Raw genomic sequence first — 24,024 nt, 5'->3', positions numbered from 1 at the left:
CCCGGCTCACAGTGCCTTGCGAAATTGGATGAAGCCTGGCCGCTCGGCGACCTGTTCGTACAGGCCGATGGCGGTCGCGTTGGTCTCGTGGGTCAGCCAGTGCACCTTGGCGCAGCCAGCCGCCTTGGCCGTGGCATAGACGTGCTCGATCAACTGGCGGCCGATACCCTGGCCACGCTGTGTGTTATCGACGTACAGGTCCTGCAGGTAGCAAGCGTTCTCGACGCTCCAGTTGGAGCGATGATAGATCCAGTTGACCATGCCTACCGCCTTGCCGTCGACCCAGGCGAGGGCCGAATGGGTTGGCTCGTTGGGATCGAGGATGCGCTGCCAGGTAACGTTGCTGACCTCGTCGGCCAAGCTGGTCTGGTAGAAACGCAGGTAGGCCTGCCACAGGGGCAGCCAGGCGGCATGGTCGTTAGCGCCGACCGGGCGCAGGGTGATGCGGGTCATGGGGCTTTCTTCCTTCAGGGGAGGCGCATCTGCGCCGCGAGTTGCTTGTCCAGGTAGTCGGGGCTGCGGGCCAGGCCGTCGCGCACGCCCTGGATGTCGGTGGCGCTGCGGTTCTGGCTGAGCTTGCGCGCGCCTTGCAGGCGGGCGATGGGCAGGCGGATGCCGACGATGGCGCGGAGCATGCCGTCGATGTAGTCGGCGGGGGCGTCGGCCACTTTCCACGGCTCGCTGCGGCCCTGCTCGTGGCGGTCGCTCAGGCGGCTGACGATGTCCAGCAGGCGTGGCGCGTCGTGGATGACCTCGACCGGGCCATAGGCATGCACCGCCAGGTAGTTCCAGGTGGGTACCACCTTCGGGTCGCCGGCCTTGCTGGGGTAGTACGACGGGCTGACATAGGCGTCTGCCCCGGGAAACACCAGCAGGGCCTCGCCGCCTTGTGCCAGGTCCTGCCATTGGTGATTGGCCCGCGCCAGGTGGCCATGGACCGTGCCGTACTCGCCCTCGGTCGTATCGACCAGCACTGGCAGGTGGGTGGCCAGCAGGCCTTGCGCGCCATGGCTGACCAGCACCGCGAGGCGGGTTTCCAGCATCTGTGCATGCAAACGCTCGAGGTCGTGTTCCTGGTGGGGTCTGGCGTTGTACATGGCGCAGCTCCTTGTCGAATGGCTCCATCCTAGGCAGGCTATTGGCTCTATGTAAGAGCCAATAAAGGCTGTTTTGAAAGGTCCAATACCATGAATGAGCGCGCCCTTGCGTTGCCTTTTGACCCGGCGGGTATCGTGCTCGACCGCCGTCGCGGGCTTAGCCAGCAGCTCTACCAGGCATTGCGCGCACGGGTGCTGGATGGGCGCCTGGGCAGTGGCACGCGCCTGCCGGCAACGCGGGACCTGGCGGCGATGCTGGCGCTTTCGCGCAACAGCGTGGTGCGTGCCTATGACCAGCTGTATGCCGAGGGCTACATAGAAAGCCGGGTAGGGGATGGCACCTACGTCAGTCGGCTACCTAAATTATCCACACAACTGTCCACAGGGTTATCCCTGGGTTTTTCAACAGACTTATCCACATTTTCGTCAGTTGATACTGAGGATTCATCCAGTTTTCCGGGTGCCAGTGAGCCTCTGCAGCGTCTGAAGAATAACCATCTGCCGCCTCCACAAGCGGGAGCGCCGCGGGCATTTCGCGTTGGCGTGCCGGCTTTCGACCTGTTCCCGTTCGAGGTCTGGGCCAGGCTGCAAGCGGGTTTCTGGCGAAATCCCGACCCTGCATCGCTGGGTTATGGCGATCCGGCGGGCGAGCCTGCGTTGCGCGAGCTCATCGCTGCCTACCTGCGTCGGTCACGTGGGCTCTCCTGCAGTGCTGAACAAATTGTGATCACCAGTGGTGCACAGCAGGCGATCAGCCTTTGTGCACAGTTGCTGCTGCAACCGGGCGACGGCGTGGCTGTGGAAAACCCAGGGTATCGGGCCGCCGGACACACCTTTGCCGTGGCGGGGGCCAATGTCAGGGGTGTGCCGGTGGACGACGAAGGCCTGGATTGCGAGCGGCTCACCCAACTGACCGATTGCCGGCTGGCCTATGTCACACCCGCCCACCAGTACCCGACCGGTGTCACCATGAGCCTGGCCCGGCGCCTGTCGCTGCTGGCCTGGGCCGGGCGCCAGGGGGGTTGGATCATCGAGGACGACTACGACGGCGAGTACCGCTACAGCGGCGCCCCCCTGGCCCCCCTGGCGGCGTTGGACCGGCAGGGCCGGGTGCTGTACGTCGGCACCTTCGGCAAGATCGCCTTCCCCGCCTTGCGCCTGGGCTACCTGGTACTGCCCAGGCAACTGGTGCAGGGGTTCAGCCAGGGGCGGGCGCTGGCGGTACGTCACTCCGAGGTGGGCACCCAGCAGGTGATGGCGCAGTTCATGGCCCAGGGGCACTTCCAGCGGCATATCCGACGCATGCGCAAGGCCGCGTTGGCGCGACGCAACGTGCTGAAGGCCGGCTGGCCCGAGGATATCGCCGGGCTGGGGAGCATGCCGGCGGTGGCGGCGGGGCTGCACGTGAAGGTGGATGTGGATAACTTTGCGCGCGAGCAGGAGCTGGTAGCCAGGGCGCAAGCGGCAGGGGTGGAGATCACGCCGCTGAGCAATTATTGGTTGGAGGACAGCGAGGTACCTGTGGATAAACGGGCAGGGCTGGTGCTGGGGTTTGCTGCGGTGCCGGAAGCTCGGATCGCCGATGCCTTGATGCGTTTGCGCAAGGCTTGGCGGCAGTGACATGAAGGGGGCGCTTGGCGCCCCATTCGCGGGCAAGCCCGCTCCCACAGGGTCCCCGTTGCCCTCGGGGGCTGGTGGAGTACTTGGAAGCCAGCTTGCCGGCGATAGGGCCGGTACAGACAGAACAGACGCCCCTGCAAATCACACCCTCTGTGATCGACTCAGGCCCCGAACCGCAACTCAGGTGCCCGACTTGATCCGTGTCCAGGCCCGCGTGCGCGCCCGTTCGGCGTCCCTTGGCAATGGCTTGAGGGTATACAACGTGGCCATGGCCTGCTCGGTCGGGTACAGGTTGGGGTTGTTGCGGATCTCTGGGCTGACCTTGTCGGTGGCGTCCTTGTTCGGGTTGGGGTAACCGACGAAGTCGCTGATCGGTGCGATCACCTCCGGTTGCAGCAGGTAGTTGATGAACGCATGGGCATCCTCGGGGTTGGCGGCATTCTTGGGGATGGCCAGCATGTCGAACCAGATCGGCGCGCCTTCCTTGGGCAGGCGCATGTCCACCACCACGCCATTCTTCGCATCGCGGGCACGGTTGGCGGCCTGGGAGAAGCTGCCCGAGTAGCCCACGGCCACGCAGATATCGCCATTGGCGATGTCGGCCATGTACTTGGAGGAATGGAAGTAGGTCACGTACGGGCGGATCTTGAGCATCAGTGCCTCGGCCTGCTTGTAGTCGGCCGGCTTTTCACTGTTGGGCGGCAGGCCCAGGTACTGCAGCGCCAAGGGCAGGATCTCCGACGGCGAGTCGAGCAGGGCGACGCCGCATTGCTTGAGCTTGGCGATGTTCTCTTCCTTGAAGATCAGGTCCCAGCTGTCCACCGGGGCGTTGTCGCCCAGCGCCGCCTTGACCTTGTCGGGGTTGAAGCCGATCAGCACGGTGCCGTACATGTAGGGCACGGCGAATTTGTTGCCCGGGTCGTTGGCCTCGATCAGCTTCATCAGCGCCGGGTCCAGGTGTTGCCAGTTCGGCAGCTGGGTGCGGTCCAGGGGCTGGAACACGCCGGCCTCGATCTGCTTGGCGAGGAACACGTTGGACGGTACCACCACGTCATAGCCGGAATTGCCGGTGAGCAGCTTGGCTTCCAGGGCCTCGTTGGTGTCGAAGATGTCGTAGATCAGCTTGACCTGGGTGTCTTTCTGGAAGTCGACCAAGGTCTGCGGGGTGATGTAGTCGAACCAGTTGTACACCCGCAGGGTGCGCTGTTCGGCATGGGCCTGCAGGGCGCCGGCGACCAGGCCGGCGGCGATGAACGGGGCGAGCAGACGCTTGAGTCGGATCATGGCCGGGCTCCTGGCTGGGCGCGCTGGAAGCCTTCCAGCACATTGACGGCATTGATGCCGATTTCTTCCACAGCGTAGCCACCTTCCATCACGAACAGGGTCGGCTTGCCCAGGCGGGCGATGCGCTCGCCCATTTCCAGGTAGTCCGGGCTGTCGAGGCGAAACTGCGAGATGGGGTCGTCCTTGAAGGTATCCACACCCAGGGAGATCACCAGCACGTCCGGGCCGTAGGCCTCGATACGCTGGCAGGCGTCTTCCAGGGCTGCGCTCCATGCCGTCCAGTCGCTGCCGGCGGGGAGGGGATAGTTGACGTTGCAGCCCTCGCCGTCACCTTCGCCGGTTTCGTCGGCATAACCGAGGAAGAATGGGAACTCGGCCTGTGGGTCCCCATGGATCGAGGCGAAGAACACATCGCCCCGGCGGTAGAAGATGTCCTGGGTGCCGTTGCCATGGTGGTAATCGACGTCGAGGATGGCGACCTTGCTCCGGCCCTGGTCGAGGAAGGCCTGGGCCGCGATCGCGGCGTTATTCAGGTAGCAGTAGCCGCCCATGACTTCGGCAGCGGCGTGGTGTCCTGGCGGACGGCACAGGGCGAAGGCCGAATGGGCACCCTGCTGGATCGCCGCCTGGGCGGTGAGGGCGACCTGCGCGGCGCTGTAGGCGGCCTGCCAGGTACCGGCGGTGATCGGCGCGCCGGCGTCGAAGCTGTAGTAGCCCAGCTCGCCATGCAGGCTGGTCGGCTTGACCTGGCGCAGGGTGCGCGCCGGCCAGGTGAAGGGCAGCAGGTCGCCTTCCTGGCCCAGCTTGGCCCAGCGTGCCCAGGCGCCCTCGAAGAAGTCCAGGTAGCTAGCGCCATGCACCCGCAGTAGTGGCGCGCGGCCGAAGTCGGTGGGGCCCTGGACGGGGCCGAGGTTGCGTTTTTTGACTTGCTCCAGGACGTGGTCGGCACGCGAAGGCATCTCGAAGCACGGCATCAGCTTGCCGTCGATCAGCTCGCAGCGGCCGTGGTGCAGGCGGTGATCATCGGAATAGATCGTCAGCATTTGTTGTTCTCCGGGTTTACTGGCGTGGGCCCATTTTCACGGGCGGTCAGGCGGGGGAGAACGACGCAAACGGCCAAAAGGGGATCGATGTGGCCAAAGGGTGATGTCCGGTTGGAGGCCCTGTTCGCGGATGCGCCACTCAGCTAAGGCTTCAAACGCCCATTTGTGGCTGCGAAGCGGCCCCAGTAGGGCTTGTCGGCACTGCTCAGCCGCGGAAATGGCTGGGGGCCACTCCACTCCAGCGTTGGAAGGCATGCCTGAAGCTCGCTGTCTCGCTGAAGCCCAAGGTCTCGGCGATGCGATAGATCGGCATCTGGTCCTCGGCCAGCAGTTGCTTGGCGCGCTCGAAGCGCAGTTCGTCGAGCAGTTGCTGATAGCTGCTACCCAGGGCCTGCAAGTGCCGGCGCAGGGTGCGCGACGAACAGTTCATTTGCCGGGCCAGGCCTTCCAGGCCCGGCGCGGCGTCCAGTTGCCGCATCAGCAACTGGCGGATCCGCTCCAGCCAGGCCTGGCGGCCGGTGAACTCGAGGTTCAGTTGCCGGCAACGTTCGCTCATGGCCTTGTGCGTGATGGGGTCGGCCAGCGGCAAGGGCATCTCCAGCCAGCGGCGCTCGAAGGCGAAGGCATTGTCGCGGGCCTCGAAGCCCAGAGGGCATGGGAATGCCCCGTTGTAGAGCGCATGATAGCCGGGCCGGGGATGCTCGAAGCGCGTGGCCAGCAGCGGTAGCGGACGGCCCAGCAGGTCGTCGCAGATCACCTTCAGCGAAACCAGGCAGAACTCGGCATTGAAGGCAGCCAGCGCCGGGCTGTCGCGATAGTCGCTGGCACTGAGCCAGACTCGTGGGCCATCGTCCACCAGGCGCAGTTGGAAGGCCGTCCCCAACAGGGCCGGGTAGCGCAGCGCCAGGCGCAGGGCGTCACCCAAAGTGGCACTGGAGAGCAGGGCGTAACCGAGCATGCCGTAGCACGACACATGCATGCGCCGACCCAGCTCCAGGCCGATTTCCTCGCGCCGGGCCACGGCGTTGGCACACACCTGGAACTCCTGCTGGGTGGTGATGCGCGCGTCGGGATGACCCAGGTCTGCCGGGCCGATGCCACTGCCGGCCAGCAGTTGCGTGGCGTCGCAGCCCTCCTCCTGGAAGACCTTGAGGATCAGCGAAACGGCATTGAGGGTGGTGAGGTGGCTGTGCAGCATGCGCGATGTCCCGTTGGGCTGGGGGACATTATGGAGCAAGTTGTATGCCGGATGCGGCGCAACGCCTTGCACGCCCTGAAGCCACCGACAGGCGAATAAAAAAAGGGCCCGGAGCGTGCGCTCGGGCCCTTGAAAGGTTGAGAGGTGTCTAGTCCCTCGACCTGGTGAGACGTTACAAGCGGTCGGTTACGCCTTCAGCGGAACCAGACGTGGAGCGATCATGTTTTCCGGACGCAGGATGTCGTTGAGCATCGCTTCGTCCAGCAGGCCTTCCTCGCGCACCAGTTCCAGCACGCCGCGGCCGGATTCCAGGGCGACGCGGGCGATACGGGTGGCGTTCTCGTAGCCGATGTACGGGTTCAGGGCGGTGACCAGGCCGATCGAGTGCTCGACCAGTTCACGGCAACGCTGTTCGTTGGCGGTGATGCCGACGATGCAGTGCTCGCGCAGCATGTCCATGGCGCGCTGGAGCAGGCGGATCGAGTCGAAGATCTTGTAGGCGATCAGCGGCTCCATGACGTTCAGCTGCAGTTGGCCACCTTCGGCGGCGACGGTCAGGGCCAGGTCGTTGCCCATGATGGCGAAGGCCACCTGGTTGACGGCCTCCGGGATCACCGGGTTGACCTTGCCTGGCATGATCGAGCTGCCCGGCTGGCGTGCCGGCAGGTTGATCTCGTTGATGCCGGTACGCGGGCCGCTGGACAGCAGGCGCAGGTCGTTGCAGATCTTCGACAGCTTGACCGCGGTGCGCTTGAGCATGCCGGAGAACAGCACGAAGGCGCCCATGTCGGAGGTGGCTTCGATCAGGTCGGCGGCCGGGACCAGCGGCTGGCCGCTGATGGTCGCCAGGCGCTGCACGGCCAGGGCCTGGTAGCCCGGGTCGGCGTTGATGCCGGTGCCGATCGCGGTGCCGCCGAGGTTGATTTCGGTCAGCAGCTCGGGTGCCAGGGAGCGCAGGCGGTTCAGGTCTTCGGTCATGGTGGTGGCGAAGGCACGGAATTCCTGGCCCAGGGTCATCGGCACGGCGTCCTGCAACTGGGTACGACCCATCTTCAGGACGTGGTCGAACTCCTGGCCCTTGGCGGCGAAGGCCTGGATCAGGCTCTCGAGGCTGGCCAGCAGGGCGTCGTGGCCCAGCAGCAGGCCCAGGCGGATCGCGGTCGGGTAGGCGTCGTTGGTCGACTGCGCCATGTTCACGTCGTTGTTCGGGTGCAGGTACTGGTACTCACCCTTCTGATGGCCCATGGCCTCCAGCGCGACGTTGGCGATGACCTCGTTGGCGTTCATGTTGGTGGAGGTGCCGGCACCGCCCTGGATCATGTCCACCACGAACTGGTCGTGGAAATCACCGCGGATCAGGCGGGCGCAGGCCTCGCTGATGGCGGCATGCTTGGCATCGCTCAGGTGACCCAGCTCACGGTTGGCGTCGGCAGCGGCCTGCTTGACCATGGCCAGGGCCACGACCAGCTTCGGGTAGTGCGACAGCGGAACACCGGAGAGGTGGAAGTTGTTGGCAGCGCGCAGGGTCTGGATGCCGTAGTAGGCATCGGCAGGAACTTCAAGGGTACCAAGCAGATCTTTTTCGACGCGGAACGATGCAGCGGAGGACATGACGGATATCATCTCGATTAAAACCCGGCACCTGCCGGAATGCCGCCAATCCTAGGCTCGCCCGGATTTTGCGGCCAATGCTGTTGCACGCTAACCTATGCACAAACGGCATAGTGTTTGATGTGACGCCAATTGACATTCGAGCGTGTTCCATTTTGGTGCACATCCGGAGATCGCTGCATGAACCTCGAAAGCAAGTGGTTGGAAGATTTCAGCGCCCTGGCTGCGACCCGCAGTTTTTCCCAGGCAGCGGAGCGGCGTTTCGTGACCCAGCCGGCGTTCAGCCGACGCATCCGCAGCCTCGAGGCGGCATTGGGGTTGACCTTGGTGAATCGTTCCCGCACGCCCATCGAGCTGACCGAGGCCGGCCAGCTGTTTCTCGTCACAGCGCGTACGGTTGTCGACCAGTTGAGCGAAGTTCTCCGTCATTTGCATCATCTCGAAGGCGGGCAGGGCGAGGTGATCCAGGTGGCTGCCGCGCACTCCCTGGCCTCCGGTTTTTTCCCGCGCTGGGTGGCGCAGTTGCGCAACGACGGGCTGAACATCGCCACGCGCCTGGTGGCCACCAACGTCGGTGATGCGGTGCACGCATTGCGCGAAGGGGGCTGCGACCTGATGCTGGCCTTCTACGACCCGGACGCCGCCTTGCAGATGGACTCGGAGATCTTCCCGTCGCTGCACATGGGCACCACCGAGATGCTGCCGGTCTGCGCCGTGGGTGCCGACGGCAAGCCATTGTTCGACCTCGAGGGCGAGAGCAGCGTGCCGCTGCTGGCCTATAGCGCCGGGGCCTTCCTCGGCCGCTCCGTGAGCCTGCTGCTGCGCCAGCGCAACCTGCGCTATACCACTGTCTATGAGACCGCCATGGCCGACAGTCTCAAGAGCATGGCCCTCGAGGGCATGGGCATCGCCTGGGTGCCACGGCTGTCGATGCGTGGCGAACTGGAGCGCGGCGAACTGGCGATCTGCGGTGGCAGCCAGTGGCATGTACCGCTGGAAATCCGTCTGTACCGCTGCGCCCTGGTGCGCAAGGCCAACGTGCGGCTGTTGTGGCGCAAGCTCGAAGGCGGCGCGGCGATCGGCGCGGTTGACCCAAAAGTCAGCCAAGGCCCCGAAAAATAAGGCCGACAGTTGGTCGCCGGGGGTGCCTGGATGGCCTCGCGTTACGTTATACTGCGCGGCCCCTGGACCGGATCGACCCGGTCATGACTCAGCAAACAAGCCACGCCGGTCGTCCCGCGTGGCTTGTTGTTTTTTGACGCGCCCAAGGGCGCACAAGCGAAGAGGCTCGACGATGAGTGCACTGGTTGGCGTGATCATGGGCTCCAAGTCCGATTGGTCCACCCTTAGCCACACCGCCGATATGCTGGAGAAACTCGGCATTCCCTACGAGGTGAAGGTGGTTTCCGCCCACCGTACCCCGGATCTGCTGTTCCAGTACGCCGAAGAGGCCGAAGGCCGTGGCATCGAGGTGATCATCGCCGGTGCCGGTGGCGCCGCCCACCTACCGGGCATGTGCGCCGCCAAGACCCACCTGCCGGTACTGGGCGTGCCGGTGCAATCGTCGATGCTGTCGGGTGTCGATTCGCTGCTGTCGATCGTGCAGATGCCTGCGGGCGTGCCGGTCGCCACCCTGGCCATCGGCAAGGCCGGCGCCATCAACGCCGCGCTGCTGTCGGCCAGCATCCTGGGCGCCAAGTACCCCCAGTACCATGCCGCGCTCAAGCAGTTCCGCAAGGAGCAGACCGAAACCGTCCTGGATAACCCGGACCCGCGCCAGGCCTGAGATTGACGAACATGAAAATCGGTGTAATCGGTGGCGGCCAGCTGGGCCGCATGCTGGCCCTGGCGGGGACCCCGCTGGGCATGAACTTCGCTTTCCTCGACCCGGCCCCGGACGCCTGCGCCGCGCCCCTGGGCGAACACCTGCGTGCCGACTACGGCGACCAGGACCACCTGCGCCAACTGGCCGACGAAGTCGACCTGGTGACCTTCGAATTCGAGAGCGTCCCGGCCGAGACCGTGGCCTTCCTGTCGCAGTTCGTCCCGGTCTATCCGAGCGCCGAGGCCCTGCGCATCGCCCGTGACCGCCTGTTCGAGAAGAGCCTGTTCCGCGACCTGGGGATCCCGACCCCAGCCTTCGCCGACATCCAGTCCCAGGCGGACCTGGACGCTGCGGTGGCTACCATCGGCCTGCCGGCGGTGCTCAAGACCCGTACCCTCGGCTACGACGGCAAGGGCCAGAAAGTCCTGCGCAGCGCCGAGGATGTCGTGGGCACTTTCGCCGAGCTGGGCAGCGTGCCGTGCCTGCTGGAAGGCTTCGTGCCCTTCACTGGCGAGGTTTCCCTGGTTGCCGTGCGCGGCCGCGATGGCGAAACCCGTTTCTACCCGCTGGTGCACAACACCCACGAGGGCGGCATCCTGCGCCTGTCGGTGGCGAGCGAGGCCCACCCCCTGCAGGCGCTGGCCGAGGACTACGTTGGCCGCGTGCTGGAGAAGCTGGACTACGTCGGCGTGCTGGCCTTCGAGTTCTTCGAGGTCGACGGTGGCCTTAAGGCCAACGAGATCGCCCCGCGCGTGCACAACTCCGGGCACTGGACCATCGAGGGCGCCGAGTGCAGTCAGTTCGAGAACCACCTGCGCGCCGTGGCCGGCCTGCCGCTGGGCCCGACGGCCAAGGTCGGCGAGAGCGCCATGCTCAACTTCATCGGCCAGGTGCCGGCCGTGGACAAGGTGCTGGCCATCGACGATTGCCACCTGCACCACTACGGCAAGGCCTTCAAGATCGGGCGCAAGGTTGGCCACGCCACCCTGCGTAGCAAGGACATGGCCACCCTGCAGCGCAAGATCGCCGAAGTCGAAGCGCTGATCGCCGGCTGATTGAACCTCTGCGCCCGGCAGGCCCTCTGAAATGGCAACAAGCCAAAGCGCTGTCTAGGCTATGGCTTGTTCCATTTCACTGCAGAGGGATTGCCATGGGTATCATTGGAACCATCTTCATCGGCCTCATCGTCGGCCTGCTGGCCCGGTTCATCAAGCCGGGGGACGACAGCATGGGCTGGATCATGACCATCCTCCTCGGCATCGCCGGCTCCCTGGTCGCCACCTATGGCGGACAAGCCCTGGGTATCTACCAGGCGGGGCAGGCTGCGGGTTTCTTCGGTGCCTTGGTCGGCGCCGTCGTCCTGCTGGTGATCTACGGATTCATCAAGAAGCGCTGATTAACGGCTAGAATGCCCGGCAATTCCATCCGAGTTGCCGAGCATTTCCATGCGTGCGTTTTTCCTCATTCCCTTGTTGCTGGTCAGTGCCCTGGCCCATGCCGAGCTGCCCGAGACCGATTGGCTGGAGCTGATGCCCAAGTCGGACCAAAAGGCGCTGGAGCAGATGCCCGAGATCGACCACGACTCCCCGGAGGCCATGGGTACCTTCACCCAGAAGGGTGGCCTCAAGCAGGGCAAGGGCCTGCCGGCGGTGATGTACTCGACCAAGACCGTGGCGGCCATGAACGGCAGGCAGATCCGCCTGGGCGGGTATCCGGTGCCGCTGGAAAGCGATGCCAAGGGCAACAGCACATTGTTCTTCCTGGTGCCGTATCCGGGCGCCTGCATCCACGTGCCGCCACCACCGCCTAACCAACTGGTGCTGGTGCGCTATCCCAAGGGGCTGAAGATCGATGATATCTACACGCCGCTGTGGGTCAGCGGCACCTTGAAGGTCGAGACGGTCAGCAATGACCTGGCGGATGCAGCCTATGCCCTGGATGCGGGGATGGTGAGGGTCGTGGAGGATGCCGATCTCTGAGGCCGTCAGTTGGGGCACGAAGCGGCCCTGAATGGACCGCTTCAAAAGGGGTTTGCGCAGTTGCCTAGAGCGCTTCGCTGGCGAAGGTGACGCTCAACGCATGGCTCGCCCCTGGCGCCAGCGTCACCACGTCATCCCACACGTTCGCCGTCTCGATGCACAGCATCCGCTGCCAGCCGTCGTCAGCCATGTCCGCCAGCTCGTGGGCGCGGTCGGTCCAGGGGTTCCAGATCACTGCCGAGCGCGACCCGCTGCTGTCGAGCGTGATACGCCGGTTCCAGTGAGGGTCGACGATCGCCAGCCGCTGCGGTGTGCCCAGGTAGATGCGATCGGTCTCGCCGGTAAAGCCCAGTGCCCCCTGCTGCCGGCGCTGTTCCCAGTCGGCCAGGGTCTCGATGTAGTCCAGCCCCGCGACGCCCTCGACCTGCACCTGGTGCACATCGCTCACCGCGAAGTAACTGTGCAGGGCCTGGCTGAGGGTCACGTCATCGTTGCCCAGGTTGTAGCTGGTCAGCGTCAGCTTCAGTTGCCCGCCCAATTCGACCAGCAGCTTGAGTTCGACTTCGTGCGGCCAGCCGGGCAGGTCACCCTGGGCCTCGGGCAGGCCGAACTCGATGCGCAGGTCGCTGCCCGCGTCCTCGATGCCCAGCAACTGCCAGTCGCGCGTACGGGCCAGGCCGTGGGCCGGGGCCTGCTCGCCGTGGTACATGGCCTGGACGGCCTGGGGATTGCGCTGCAGGTTGCCGAACCATGGCCAGCACACCGGCGCGCCGGCGCGTACCGACTTGCCCCGGCGGAAGATGGCCTGGTCGCTCAGCCACAGCAGGGGCGGTTCGCCCAGCCGCTGGTAGCTCAGGACCTGGGCGCCCTGCTGGGCGATCAGCAGTTCGGCGTGGTCACTGGTGATCCGCCAGCAATTGAGTTCGCCGTGTTGTTCCGTTTCGACCTGGAAGGTAGCCATGCGCTTGTCTCGTCGTGATGCACGTAAGCCCCTTGGACCTTGTGCCCTGCACCGAGTTTACCGCGCTCCCGGCTCAGCGACGAGGGACGGAACGGGTACGGCCGCTGCCGTCGATGGCGACGAACACGAACACCGCCTCGGTGACCTTGCGCCATTCGCTGGACAGCGGATCGTCGCTCCACACTTCGACCATCATCTGGATCGAGCTGCGGCCGATCTCCAGGGTCTGGGTATAGAAGGAAAGCTGCGCGCCCACGGCCACCGGGACCAGGAAGGCCATGCGGTCGATCGCCACCGTGGCGACGCGGCCGCCGGCGACGCGGCTGGCCATGGCGGTGCCGGCCAGGTCCATCTGGGCGACCAGCCAGCCGCCGAAGATGTCACCGAAACCGTTGGTTTCACGGGGCAAAGCAGTGATCTGGAGGGCCAGGTCGCCCTGCGGGATAGGATCTTCTTGTTCGAGCTCAATCATGCGGTGGGGGCCTCTGACCCGTGACGCTTCGTTGGTTGGCGCAATGACGGACGCCGGGAAAACGATTCAGCTGGAAATATCCTACGCTGATTTCGTTTCACTGGGCGGCCAAGGGAGACTCTGCGAAACCGCCTGAGCATACCGACCGGCGTTTTCGCACAACATCCCATACGGGGCGCAACCTTTTCCTACGAGAGGCCAGTATATAGACCTGAACAGCCAGCGACGACTGCACATTGATGAATATCTGTATGGATTTTGTACCGCTATGAGCCTGGCCCGGCAATTTGTTATCTTCGCTGGCCACCCTACTCAGAAGCCGCGAGCCAAGCGGCCTGCACGACCTACAAGAGAAAACCCATGACCTCCGTGCCGAGCAGTATCGATCAGCCTACCCGGCCACTGACCCGCAGTGACTACAAGACCCTCTCGCTGTCCGCCCTCGGCGGGGCTCTGGAGTTCTACGATTTCATCATCTTCGTGTTCTTCGCCACGGTGGTGGGCAAGTTGTTCTTCCCGGCCGAGATGCCCGAATGGCTGCGCCTGATGCAGACCTTCGGTATCTTCGCCGCGGGCTACCTGGCGCGGCCGCTGGGCGGGATCATCATGGCCCACTTCGGCGACCTGCTCGGGCGCAAGAAGATGTTCACCCTGAGCATCTTCATGATGGCCGTGCCGACCCTGGTCATGGGCCTGCTGCCGACCTATGCGCAAATCGGCCTGTGGGCGCCGATCCTGCTGCTGATGATGCGCGTCGTCCAGGGTGCGGCCATCGGTGGCGAGGTGCCGGGGGCCTGGGTGTTCGTCTCCGAGCACGTGCCGGCGCGTAACACCGGTTACGCCTGCGGTACCCTCACCGCCGGCCTGACCGCGGGCATCCTGCTCGGCTCGCTGGTGGCGACCCTGATCAACACCGTCTACACCCCTGAGGAAGTCGCGGACTACGCCTGGCGCATCCCCTTCCTGCTCGGTGGCGTGTTCGGCCTGTTCGCGGTGTACCTGCGCCGCTGGCTGCACGAGACCCCGGTGTTCGCCGAGATGCAGCAGCGCAAGGCCCTGGCCGAGGAGCTGCCGCTGCGTGCGGTGCTGCGCGACCACCGCGGGGCGATCATCCTGTCGATGCTGCTGACCTGGCTGCTGTCGGCCGGCATCGTGGTGGTGATCCTGATGACCCCGGCGCTGCTGCAGAGCCTCTACCACGTCAGCCCCACCGATTCGCTCAAGGCCAACAGCCTGGCCATCGTCCTGCTCAGCCTCGGTTGCATCGGCGCTGGCAGCCTGGCCGACCGCTTTGGCGCCGGGCGCGTCTTCGTGGTGGGCAGCCTGCTGCTGCTGGCCTCGTCCTGGGCCTTCTACCACAGCCTGCCGAGCCGCCCGGACCTGCTGTTCCCCCTGTATGCCGTGACCGGCCTGTGCGTCGGCATCGTCGGCGCCGTGCCCTACGTGATGGTCAAGGCGTTTCCGGCGGTGGTGCGCTTCAGTGGCCTGTCGTTCTCCTACAACCTGGCCTACGCCATCTTCGGCGGCCTGACGCCCATGGTGGTCACCGCGCTGCTCAAGCTCAGCCCCATGGCACCGGCCTACTATGTGGCCGGGCTGTGCGCCGTCGGTCTGTTGGTGGGGCTGTACCTGCTGGCCAAGAAGCGCTGACTGCCGCTCTATCTCCGCCCTTGCAACATCCTGTAAAGGCCATCCTGCGTGAGCAGTGATGGCCTTTCATCCAATTGTCATATTCGAGTCATAGAGTGTTCATGCGGCCTGCAGATACTTGGGCCCGATCCATCTCACACCCCAAATATTCCTGCTAGGAGCAAGGCATGAAACTGAAGCGTTTGATGGCGGCCCTGACATTCGCCGCCGCTGGCGTAGCCACCGCCAATGCGGTTGCCGCTGTCGACCCTGCAATCCCGACCTACACCAAGACCACGGGTGTATCGGGCAACCTCTCCAGCGTCGGTTCCGATACCCTGGCGAACCTGATGACCCTGTGGGCCGAGGCCTACAAGAAGGAATATCCGAACGTAAACATCCAGATCCAGGCCGCCGGCTCCTCCACTGCGCCGCCCGCCCTGACCGAAGGTACCGCCAACCTCGGCCCGATGAGCCGCAAGATGAAGGACGTCGAGCTGCAGGCCTTCGAGCAGAAGTACGGCTACAAGCCGACCGCCATCCCGGTCGCCGTGGATGCCCTGGCTGTGTTCGTGCACAAGGACAACCCGATCAAGGGCCTGACCATGGCCCAGGTCGATGCGATCTTCTCCACGACCCGCCTGTGCGGCGGCAAGAGCGACGTCAAGACCTGGGGCGACCTGGGCGTGACCGGCGACCTGGCCAACAAGCCGGTCCAGCTGTTCGGCCGTAACTCGGTTTCCGGCACCTATGGCTACTTCAAGGAAGAAGCCCTGTGCAAAGGTGACTTCAAGCCCAACGTCAACGAACAACCTGGCTCGGCTTCGGTCGTGCAGTCGATCAGCAGCTCGTTGAACGGCATCGGCTACTCGGGCATCGGCTACAAGACCGCCAGTGTCAAGACCGTGCCCCTGGCCAAGAAGGAAGGTGGCGCGTTCATCGAGGACAACGAAGCCAACGCCCTGAACGGTACCTACCCGCTGTCGCGTTTCCTGTACGTCTACGTCAACAAGGCCCCGAACAAGCCTCTGGCCCCGCTGGAAGCCGAATTCGTCAAGTTGGTCCTGTCCCAGGCTGGCCAACAGGTGGTGGTGAAGGATGGCTACATCCCGCTGCCGGCCAAGGTGGTCGACAAGACCCTGGCTGACCTGGGCCTGTCGCACAACGCCAACGTCGCGGCCAAGCAGTAAGCGGTGAAGCGGAAGGAGTGGGTGCTTTGCGCCGGCTCCTTCCACGATTTCTCGGTCCGCAGCCAGGGCTCCTGAGCGGCGGGCTTTTTTGCGTCACTGCATTGTCATGTTTTTGTCATACGGGACCGCTAGGGTGTGCGCATGAATGATCTGGCCAACTCCACAATGACCCAAAATTCTCCCCCCGTGCGGATTGACTTCAATACGCCCGAGTTGCAACGCAAGCGCCGCCTGCGCGCGCTGAAAGACCGCCTGACCCGCTGGTACGTACTGGTGGGCGGGCTTGCCGTATTGGCAGCCATCACCCTGATCTTCTTCTACCTGGCCTACGTGGTGCTGCCGCTGTTCCAGGGCGCCGAGCTTTCCAGCAAGAAGGCCCTGGAGCCGACCTGGCTGCAGCAGGATGCCGGCAAGCCGCTGATGATCGCACTCGAGGAGCAGAACCTCGTGGGCATGCGTGTTTCCGACAAGGGCCAGGCGTTGTTCTTCGACACCAAGACCGGTGCCGAGGTCAAGCGCGTCGACCTGGCGCTGCCGGCCGGCACCGAGGTCTCCTCGATCAGCACCGACCAGCCGGGCAGCCCGCTGGTGGTGCTGGGCCTGTCCAACGGCCAGGCGCTGGTGTTCAGCCACAGCTACAAGATCACCTACCCGGACAACAAGAAGACCATCGAGGCAGCCATCGACTACCCCTACGGCCAGGAGCCGTATGTCCTGGATGACCAGGGCCGCGCGCTGGAGCACGTGAGCGTCAACGTCAATGGCGACACCCTGCTGCTGGCCGGCTCCACCGGCTCGCACCTGCAGGTGGTCGAGCTGACCCGCGAAGAGAACATGATGACCGGCGAGGTCACCAGCGAGCAGAACCGCATCGCGCTGCCGCAGATGTCCGAGCCGGTCAAGGCGATCTTCATCGACCCGCGCCAGCAGTGGCTGTACGTGGTCAATGGCCGCGCCCAGGCCGATGTCTTCAGCCTGCGTGAAAAGACCCTCAATGGCCGCTACAAGCTGCTCGAGGACGGCAAGGCGGAAATCACCGCCAGCACCCAGCTGGTCGGCGGCATCTCGCTGATCTTCGGCGACTCCAAGGGCGGCCTGAGCCAGTGGTTCATGGCCCGTGACCCGGATGGCGAGTCGCGCTTCAAGCTGATCCGCAGCTTCCAGATGGGCAAGGCGCCGATCGCCCAGATCGATGCCGAGGAACGCCGCAAGGGCTTCATCGCCCTGGATACCGACGGCAAGCTCGGCGTGTTCCACAGCACCGCGCACCGTACCCTGCTGGTCGAGCCAGCCGCCGAAGGCGCCGGTGTGATGGCCCTGTCGCCACGGGCCAACCGCATTTTCATCGAGCAAGGCGGCAAGTTGCTGCCCCTGAACCTGGACAACCCGCACCCGGAAGTTTCCTTCAGCGCACTGTGGGGCAAGGTCTGGTACGAGAACTATGACGAGCCGAAGTACGTCTGGCAGTCCACGGCCTCCAACACCGACTTCGAGCCCAAGCTGAGCCTGTCGCCGCTGACCTTCGGTACCCTCAAGGCGGCGTTCTACGCGATGATCCTCGCCGCGCCCCTGGCCATCGCCGCTGCCATCTACACCGCCTACTTCATGGCCCCGGGCATGCGCCGCAAGGTCAAGCCGGTGATCGAGCTGATGGAAGCGATGCCGACGGTGATCCTCGGCTTCTTCGCCGGCCTGTTCCTGGCGCCCTACCTGGAAGGCCACCTGCCAGGCGTGTTCAGCCTGCTGCTGATCATGCCGGTGGGCATCCTGGTGGCGGGCTTCGCCTGGAGCCGCCTGCCCGAGTCGATCCGCCTGCGTATCCCGGACGGCTGGGAAGCGGCGATCCTGATCCCGGTGATCCTGGTGATCGGCTGGTTCGCCCTGTTCATGAGCCCGTTCCTCGAGACCTGGTTCTTCGGCGGCGACATGCGCCTGTGGATCACCCACGACCTGGGCATCACCTACGACCAGCGCAACGCCCTGGTGGTCGGTATCGCCATGGGCTTCGCGGTCATCCCGAACATCTACTCGATCGCCGAGGATGCCGTGTTCAGCGTGCCGCGCAGCTTGACCCTGGGCTCCCTGGCCCTGGGCGCGACGCCGTGGCAGACCCTGACCCGCGTGGTCATCCTCACCGCCAGCCCGGGCATCTTCTCGGCGCTGATGATCGGCATGGGCCGTGCGGTGGGCGAGACCATGATCGTGCTCATGGCCACCGGCAACACCCCGGTCATGGAGCTGAACCTGTTCGAAGGCATGCGTACCCTGGCCGCCAACGTGGCGGTGGAAATGCCCGAATCGGAAGTCGGCGGCAGCCACTATCGTGTGCTGTTCCTCGCCGCCCTCGTGCTGCTGCTGTTCACGTTCATCATGAACACCTTGGCCGAGCTGATTCGCCAGCGCCTGCGCAAGAAATACTCGTCGCTTTGATAGAAAGGTAGAGATCCGTGAAAAAGGATTCCCTCAAGGGCTGGTTCAAGAGCGGCGCCCCCGGCGTCTGGATCAGCGGTGGCGCGGTCGCCATCGCGGTGATCATGACCGTGGGTCTGCTGGCAGTGATCGCCGTGCGCGGCCTGGGCCACTTCTGGCCGGCCGACCTGATCCAGGCCACCTACAAGGTGCCGGGGCAGGCCGACCATGTGATCATCGGTGAGGTCGTGCAGAAGGAAGAGGTGCCGCGTGCCCGCCTCAAGGGCGCCGGCCTGCCGGTGCCGGACGAAGGCCCGGAGTTCATGACCCGCGAACTGGTCAAGGTGGGCAACCGCGACCTCAACGGCAGCGACTTCACCTGGCTGGTCGGCGAGTGGCTGGTCGACCAGCAGAAGCCGGCCGAGCTGATCGCCCTGGAGCGCCGCGAATGGGGCAACTTCTATGGCTACCTGGTCAGCGTCAAGGAAGAAGGCCGTGTGGTCGCCGAAGGCCCGGCCGCCTGGCCCGAACTGCAGGCTCGCCTCAAGCGCGCCAACCAGTTGGCCGGTGAGCTGCAGACCCTCGAGAAGAAGGACATCGGTGCCATCAACCATGGCCTGGAGCGCCTGCGCCTGAAGACCCGCCAGCTGGAGCTGCAGGGCAAGCTGGACGCCGCTGCCCAGGCTGATATCGAGGCCGATCGCGCCGAGCTGAACAACCGCTACAAGGCCATCGAGGAGCGCCTGGGTGGCCTGCACCAGGCCTTCGCCCGCGACAGCCTGGTGGCCCGCGATGGCAATGGCCGTGAGGTGGAGATCAACCTGAGCAAGGTGGTCCACGCCTACCAGCCGAACGCCATGTCCGGCCTGACCAAGATGGGCACCTACTTCGCCAAGGTCTGGGAGTTCCTCAGCGACGACCCGCGTGAGGCCAACACCGAGGGCGGTATCTTCCCGGCCATCTTCGGTACCGTGATGATGACCCTGATCATGGCCGTGATCGTCACCCCGTTCGGTGTGCTGGCCGCGGTCTACCTGCGTGAGTATGCCAAGCAGGGGCCGGTCACCCGCCTGATCCGCATCGCGGTGAACAACCTCGCGGGCGTTCCGGCGATCGTCTACGGCGTGTTCGGCCTGGGCTTCTTCGTCTATGTGCTGGGCGGCTCGATCGACCGCCTGTTCTTCCCCGAGGCGCTGCCGGCGCCGACCCTGGGTACCCCAGGCCTGCTCTGGGCCTCGCTGACCCTGGCGCTGCTGGCCGTACCGGTGGTGATCGTGGCGACCGAAGAAGGCCTGGCGCGTATCCCGCGTACCGTGCGCGAAGGTTCCTTGGCCCTCGGCGCGACCAAGGCCGAGACCCTGTGGAAGATCGTCCTGCCCATGGCAAGCCCGGCCATGATGACCGGCATGATCCTCGCCGTGGCCCGTGCCGCGGGCGAAGTGGCGCCGTTGATGCTGGTGGGCGTGGTGAAGCTGGCGCCGTCGTTGCCGCTGGATGGCAACTACCCCTACCTGCACCTGGACCAGAAGATCATGCACCTGGGCTTCCACATCTACGACGTCGGCTTCCAGAGCCCCAACGTCGAGGCCGCGCGACCGCTGGTGTACGCCACCGCGCTGTTGCTGGTGCTGGTGATCGCCACCCTCAACCTCTCCGCCGTGTGGATCCGTAACCACCTGCGCGAGAAGTACAAGGCCCTCGACAGCTGACTTCAGCTTTAAGCCACAGCGGCAAGCCCCTAGCAGATTGCCGCTTTGCCCTAACTTGCAGCTTGCAGCTCGAAGCTGGCAGCTACGAACGGAGTGAGAACATGCAGCAAGAATCCCACGCCCACGGCATCGATATGTCGGCCTTGGGCCGCGACAAGCAGAGCCTGCGCCTGGCCGAGGAAACCGTGGCCATCGAGGTGCCTGGCCTGTCCCTGTTCTATGGCGACAAGCAGGCGCTGTTCGACGTGCAGATGAACATCCCCAAGCAGCGCGTGACTGCCTTCATCGGCCCGTCCGGCTGCGGCAAGTCGACCCTGCTGCGGACCTTCAACCGCATGAACGACCTGGTCGATGGCTGCCGCGTGGAAGGCGCGATCAACCTGTACGGCAACAACATCTACCGCAAGGGCGAGGACGTGGCCGAGCTGCGCCGCCGGGTCGGCATGGTGTTCCAGAAGCCCAACCCGTTTCCCAAGACCATCTATGAAAACGTGGTCTACGGCCTGCGCATCCAGGGCATCAACAAAAAGCGCACCCTCGACGAAGCCGTCGAGTGGGCCCTGAAGGGCGCGGCCCTGTGGGACGAGGTCAAGGACCGCCTGCACGACTCGGCCCTGGGCCTGTCCGGTGGTCAGCAGCAGCGTCTGGTGATCGCCCGCACCATCGCCGTGGAGCCGGAAGTCCTGCTGCTCGACGAGCCCTGCTCGGCCCTGGACCCGATCTCGACCCTGAAGGTCGAAGAGCTGATCTACGAACTGAAATCCAAGTACACCATCGTCATCGTGACCCACAACATGCAGCAGGCGGCGCGTGTCTCGGACTACACCGCGTTCATGTACATGGGCAAACTGGTCGAATTCGGCGATACCGACACCCTGTTCACCAACCCGGCGAAGAAGCAGACCGAAGACTACATCACCGGCCGCTACGGTTAACGGCGCCTGCGGCGCAGCTGCAAGAAAAAGCGGTTGGCACAGGGCCAGGGAACGACACGAACCACTTGAAGCTTGCAGCTTGAGGCTTGCAGCTTACGTGCGGAGCGAAAGCATGATTAACAAAGAAAGTCTGACGCATCACATCTCCCAGCAGTTCAACGCCGAGCTCGAGGAGGTTCGCAGCCACCTCCTGGCGATGGGCGGCCTGGTCGAGAAACAGGTCAACGACGCGGTCACCGCGCTGATCGAGGCCGACTCGGGCCTGGCCCAGCAGGTGCGAGAGGTCGACGAGCAGATCAACCAGATGGAGCGCAACATCGATGAGGAGTGCGTACGCATCCTCGCCCGCCGCCAGCCGGCGGCCTCCGACCTGCGCCTGATCATCAGCATTTCCAAATCGGTGATCGACCTGGAGCGCATCGGCGACGAGTCGACCAAGATCGCCCGCCGTGCCATCCAGCTGTGCGAGGAAGGCGAGTCGCCACGGGGCTACGTCGAGGTGCGCCACATCGGCGACCAGGTGCGCAACATGGTACGTGACGCACTGGACGCCTTCGCCCGCTTCGATGCCGACCTGGCCCTGTCGGTGGCCCAGTACGACAAGAACATCGACCGCGAGTACAAGACCGCCCTGCGTGAACTGGTCACCTACATGATGGAAGACCCCCGCTCGATCTCGCGGGTCCTCAGCGTCATCTGGGCGCTGCGTTCGCTGGAGCGCATCGGCGACCATGCGCGCAACATCTCGGAGCTGGTGATCTACCTCGTGCGGGGTACCGACGTGCGTCACCTGGGCCTCAAGCGTATGAAGGCGGAAGTCGAGGGCGCGGCCGAAAACGCTAATGTTCCGGCCGAGCCTGACGATAAGTAGTAGTGCTCCTGAGTATCGACGCCCGGCTCTGGCCGGGCGTTTTCGTTTGTGCTCGAGCATCCAGCAGGCACCCGCGAGCGATGTGCGCAGTCCCGGCGTGACTCAGGTTTTGGCAAATGGCCATCAGTCGGCGGTATGCTAGTCGGGACTCAAGAGGAGTAGGGATGAGTAAAGTCAATGTGCTGGTCGTGGACGATGCGCCGTTCATTCGCGACCTGGTGAGGAAGTGCCTGCGCAATGCCTTCCCCGGCGTAGTCGTCGAGGATGCGGTCAACGGCCGCAAGGCCATGGCCCTGCTGGGCAAGGAGCGTTTCGACCTGGTCCTGTGCGACTGGGAGATGCCGGAGATGTCCGGCATCGAACTGCTGACCTGGTGCCGTCAGCAACCAGAGTTGAAAACCCTGCCGTTCATCATGGTGACCAGCCGTGGCGACAAGGAAAACGTGATCCAGGCCATCCAGGCCGGTGTTTCCGATTTCGTCGGCAAGCCATTCACCAACGAGCAGCTGCTGACCAAAGTGAAGAAGGCCCTGAGCAAGATCGGCAAGCTCGAAGGCTTGGTGGCCAGCGCGCCTGCACGGGCCAATGCGGCATTCGCCAACGACTCGCTCAATGCCTTGACCAGCGGCCGTCCGGAAACGGTCAAGGCGGCCCCGGCCAAGCCCTTGATCAGTGCGCCGGCGCCCAAGAGTGCGGCGGCGGCCCAGGCCGGCCGTGGGCAGGGCCAGCTGCGCCTGTCCAGTGGCATCCAGCCTTGCGTGATCAAGGCCCTGAGCCTCAAGGAGGCACTGCTGGTGGTGCGCCGCAGTGCAGCCCTGCCACAAGTGCTCGAAGGTGCGGTGCTGGACCTGGAGCAGGGCGAGAATGCCGAAGTCGCTCGCCTCAATGGCTACCTGCATGCCATTGCCGCCCTGGAGCCGAAGCCTGAGAGCGACTGGCTGCAACTGACGTTCAAGTTCGTCGACCAGGATGCGCAGAAGCTCGACTACCTGTCGCGCCTGATCGCCCGTGGGACTGCACAGAAGCATTTCACCCCAGGGGCGTGATTGAAACAGTCACGACTTTCCGCTGCCATTTTGGGGCTGCTTCGCGCCCCATCGCTGGCAAGCCAGCTCCCACAACCCCGTCGGGCTTGAGGGCAGCGGTGAACCTTGTGGGGCTGCCGGCGAGCAGCCCCGTCCCGCTTGACCGACTGGCACCTTCTCCGACCAACTGCCATACCTCCCTGCAAACCGGCTGCTAGGCTTCGACACAACAATAAATGTCAAAAAGCCACCATCATGCCCATTCGCCCGCTGCTGTTCTGTGCCTTGCTCACGGCCTCGGCGCCGAGCCTGGGCATGACCCTCTACACGACCACCGACACCTTCGGCGTGGTGTCCTATTCCTACCAGCCCAGCCCTGGCGCCAGGGCCTTCGTGTTCCGTGAGCCGATGGCCGAGCGCCTCGACAGCCAGGTGCGCTTGCGCGCCGAGCCATTCGCCGCAGGCGTGCGCTTCGTTGCGCACAATGCCTTGTTCGCCCCGGTGGAGGTCGAGCTGCGCCTGGAGCGCCTGGCCAATGCCCAGGGCGGCAATGCACCGAGAATCGTGCGGCGGGTGCTGCAGGCGCGTTCGACCCAGGTGCTCTGCGTGCTGATGACGAGGCAGGGGGTGCGCCTGAAGTATGCGTCGAAGTTTCGCCATGCCCTGGGCGACCCGGCCCAGCGGCCCCAGGCCTATCGTTATCCCTTTCCCTGGCGCGGCGGCCCGTTCCGTCTGACCCAGGGGCCCAATGGCCGCTTCAGCCACTTCGGCCCCAAGGGCCGCCATGCCATGGATATCGCCATGCCCGAAGGCACGCCCATCGTCGCCGCGCGGGGCGGGGTGGTGGTGAAGGTCGAGAACGACCAGAGCGGGCGCGGCAGCCATCCCTCCGGCAACTTCGTCAGGATCCTCCACCCCGACGGCACCATGGGCGTCTACCTGCACCTGATGCGCGGTTCGGTGGTGGTGGGCGAGGGGCAGCGGGTGGCCGTGGGCGAGCTGCTGGCCAAGTCGGGCAACACCGGCAACAGCACCGGGCCGCACCTGCATTTCGTGGTGCAACGCAATGTGGGGCTGGCGCTGGAGTCGATTCCCTACCAGTTCGACCGGCCGATCGGCGGATTGCCGGACTTCACGGCCGGCAATCCTTGAGCGGGCTGGGCCGC

The 24,024-nt window shown here is 64.8% G+C and carries 22 protein-coding genes; 14 read left to right on the top strand and 8 right to left on the bottom strand.

Annotated features, from left to right (window positions below):
• Positions 1-6: 6 nt before the first annotated feature.
• On the bottom strand, positions 7-453 hold the full coding sequence (locus ACDI39_RS16880) for a GNAT family N-acetyltransferase (protein ID WP_225786806.1): 447 nt from the start codon (positions 451-453) through the stop codon (positions 7-9).
• 14 nt (positions 454-467) lie between these two features.
• Positions 468-1,097, bottom strand: a complete 630-nt coding sequence (locus tag ACDI39_RS16875; protein ID WP_225786805.1) for an FMN-binding negative transcriptional regulator — start codon at positions 1,095-1,097, stop codon at positions 468-470.
• Between the two features lie 90 nt (positions 1,098-1,187).
• Between ACDI39_RS16875 and pdxR the strand changes: the two genes are divergently transcribed.
• The gene (gene pdxR / locus ACDI39_RS16870; RefSeq protein ID WP_225786804.1) at positions 1,188-2,717 is read left to right on the top strand and encodes a MocR-like pyridoxine biosynthesis transcription factor PdxR; all 1,530 of its coding nucleotides are present in this window, start codon (positions 1,188-1,190) and stop codon (positions 2,715-2,717) included.
• A 180-nt stretch (positions 2,718-2,897) separates the two neighbouring features.
• Here pdxR and ACDI39_RS16865 read toward each other — a convergent pair whose 3' ends face one another.
• From ACDI39_RS16865 to aspA, 4 genes are all read right to left on the bottom strand, one after another.
• Complete coding sequence (locus ACDI39_RS16865; RefSeq protein ID WP_225786803.1) at positions 2,898-4,001, bottom strand: polyamine ABC transporter substrate-binding protein; 1,104 nt, start codon at positions 3,999-4,001, stop codon at positions 2,898-2,900.
• Positions 3,998-5,044, bottom strand: coding sequence for a histone deacetylase family protein (locus ACDI39_RS16860; RefSeq protein ID WP_225786802.1), 1,047 nt, complete (start codon positions 5,042-5,044; stop codon positions 3,998-4,000). The genes ACDI39_RS16865 and ACDI39_RS16860 overlap by 4 nt, the downstream gene beginning before the upstream one ends.
• A 205-nt stretch (positions 5,045-5,249) precedes the next feature.
• Entirely contained in the window at positions 5,250-6,242 is a 993-nt protein-coding gene (locus tag ACDI39_RS16855) for an AraC family transcriptional regulator (protein WP_225786801.1), read from the bottom strand.
• A gap of 186 nt (positions 6,243-6,428) precedes the next feature.
• Positions 6,429-7,853, bottom strand: a complete 1,425-nt coding sequence (gene aspA, locus ACDI39_RS16850; RefSeq protein ID WP_225786800.1) for an aspartate ammonia-lyase — start codon at positions 7,851-7,853, stop codon at positions 6,429-6,431.
• 180 nt (positions 7,854-8,033) lie between these two features.
• On the opposite strand from aspA, the gene ACDI39_RS16845 reads away from it, so the two are divergent.
• The 5 genes from ACDI39_RS16845 (at position 8,034) to ACDI39_RS16825 (ending at position 11,657) form a co-directional block, all read left to right on the top strand.
• Entirely contained in the window at positions 8,034-8,975 is a 942-nt protein-coding gene (locus ACDI39_RS16845; RefSeq protein ID WP_225786799.1) for a LysR substrate-binding domain-containing protein, read from the top strand.
• A 172-nt stretch (positions 8,976-9,147) separates the two neighbouring features.
• A complete protein-coding gene (gene purE, locus ACDI39_RS16840; protein ID WP_225786798.1) occupies positions 9,148-9,639 on the top strand; it encodes a 5-(carboxyamino)imidazole ribonucleotide mutase in 492 nt (163 codons plus the stop codon).
• Between the two features lie 11 nt (positions 9,640-9,650).
• Complete coding sequence (locus ACDI39_RS16835; RefSeq protein ID WP_225786797.1) at positions 9,651-10,733, top strand: 5-(carboxyamino)imidazole ribonucleotide synthase; 1,083 nt, start codon at positions 9,651-9,653, stop codon at positions 10,731-10,733.
• A 95-nt stretch (positions 10,734-10,828) separates the two neighbouring features.
• Positions 10,829-11,074 (top strand): GlsB/YeaQ/YmgE family stress response membrane protein, encoded by a 246-nt coding sequence (locus tag ACDI39_RS16830; RefSeq protein ID WP_225786796.1) that lies wholly within the window; start codon positions 10,829-10,831, stop codon positions 11,072-11,074.
• A gap of 49 nt (positions 11,075-11,123) precedes the next feature.
• Positions 11,124-11,657, top strand: a complete 534-nt coding sequence (locus tag ACDI39_RS16825) for a DUF3299 domain-containing protein (RefSeq protein WP_225786795.1) — start codon at positions 11,124-11,126, stop codon at positions 11,655-11,657.
• 64 nt (positions 11,658-11,721) lie between these two features.
• Here ACDI39_RS16825 and ACDI39_RS16820 read toward each other — a convergent pair whose 3' ends face one another.
• Positions 11,722-12,618 (bottom strand): D-hexose-6-phosphate mutarotase, encoded by an 897-nt coding sequence (locus ACDI39_RS16820; protein WP_225786794.1) that lies wholly within the window; start codon positions 12,616-12,618, stop codon positions 11,722-11,724.
• Between the two features lie 73 nt (positions 12,619-12,691).
• Positions 12,692-13,090: an acyl-CoA thioesterase gene (locus ACDI39_RS16815; RefSeq protein ID WP_003253317.1), complete on the bottom strand. Its 399-nt coding sequence runs from the start codon at positions 13,088-13,090 to the stop codon at positions 12,692-12,694.
• Positions 13,091-13,450: 360 nt separating this feature from the next.
• Between ACDI39_RS16815 and ACDI39_RS16810 the strand changes: the two genes are divergently transcribed.
• The 8 genes from ACDI39_RS16810 (at position 13,451) to ACDI39_RS16775 (ending at position 24,010) form a co-directional block, all read left to right on the top strand.
• Positions 13,451-14,740 (top strand): MFS transporter, encoded by a 1,290-nt coding sequence (locus ACDI39_RS16810; RefSeq protein WP_225786793.1) that lies wholly within the window; start codon positions 13,451-13,453, stop codon positions 14,738-14,740.
• A 167-nt stretch (positions 14,741-14,907) separates the two neighbouring features.
• The gene (locus ACDI39_RS16805; protein ID WP_225786792.1) at positions 14,908-15,909 is read left to right on the top strand and encodes a phosphate ABC transporter substrate-binding protein PstS; all 1,002 of its coding nucleotides are present in this window, start codon (positions 14,908-14,910) and stop codon (positions 15,907-15,909) included.
• A 141-nt stretch (positions 15,910-16,050) separates the two neighbouring features.
• Entirely contained in the window at positions 16,051-18,339 is a 2,289-nt protein-coding gene (locus ACDI39_RS16800) for an ABC transporter permease subunit (protein ID WP_225786791.1), read from the top strand.
• Between the two features lie 17 nt (positions 18,340-18,356).
• The gene (pstA, locus tag ACDI39_RS16795) at positions 18,357-20,027 is read left to right on the top strand and encodes a phosphate ABC transporter permease PstA (protein WP_225786790.1); all 1,671 of its coding nucleotides are present in this window, start codon (positions 18,357-18,359) and stop codon (positions 20,025-20,027) included.
• Between the two features lie 101 nt (positions 20,028-20,128).
• Positions 20,129-20,962, top strand: coding sequence for a phosphate ABC transporter ATP-binding protein PstB (pstB, locus tag ACDI39_RS16790; protein ID WP_225786789.1), 834 nt, complete (start codon positions 20,129-20,131; stop codon positions 20,960-20,962).
• A gap of 112 nt (positions 20,963-21,074) precedes the next feature.
• Positions 21,075-21,833 carry a phosphate signaling complex protein PhoU gene (gene phoU / locus ACDI39_RS16785; protein ID WP_253167631.1) on the top strand — a complete coding sequence of 253 codons (759 nt, stop codon included), beginning with the start codon at positions 21,075-21,077 and terminating at the stop codon, positions 21,831-21,833.
• Between the two features lie 164 nt (positions 21,834-21,997).
• Positions 21,998-22,879, top strand: coding sequence for a response regulator (locus ACDI39_RS16780; protein ID WP_486536953.1), 882 nt, complete (start codon positions 21,998-22,000; stop codon positions 22,877-22,879).
• Between the two features lie 234 nt (positions 22,880-23,113).
• Entirely contained in the window at positions 23,114-24,010 is an 897-nt protein-coding gene (locus ACDI39_RS16775; RefSeq protein WP_486536952.1) for a M23 family metallopeptidase, read from the top strand.
• The last annotated feature ends 14 nt before the right edge of the window (positions 24,011-24,024 follow it).

Source organism: Pseudomonas sp. Tun-23181, from assembly GCF_057415455.1.
This window is presented reverse-complemented; position numbering and strand designations above follow the sequence as displayed.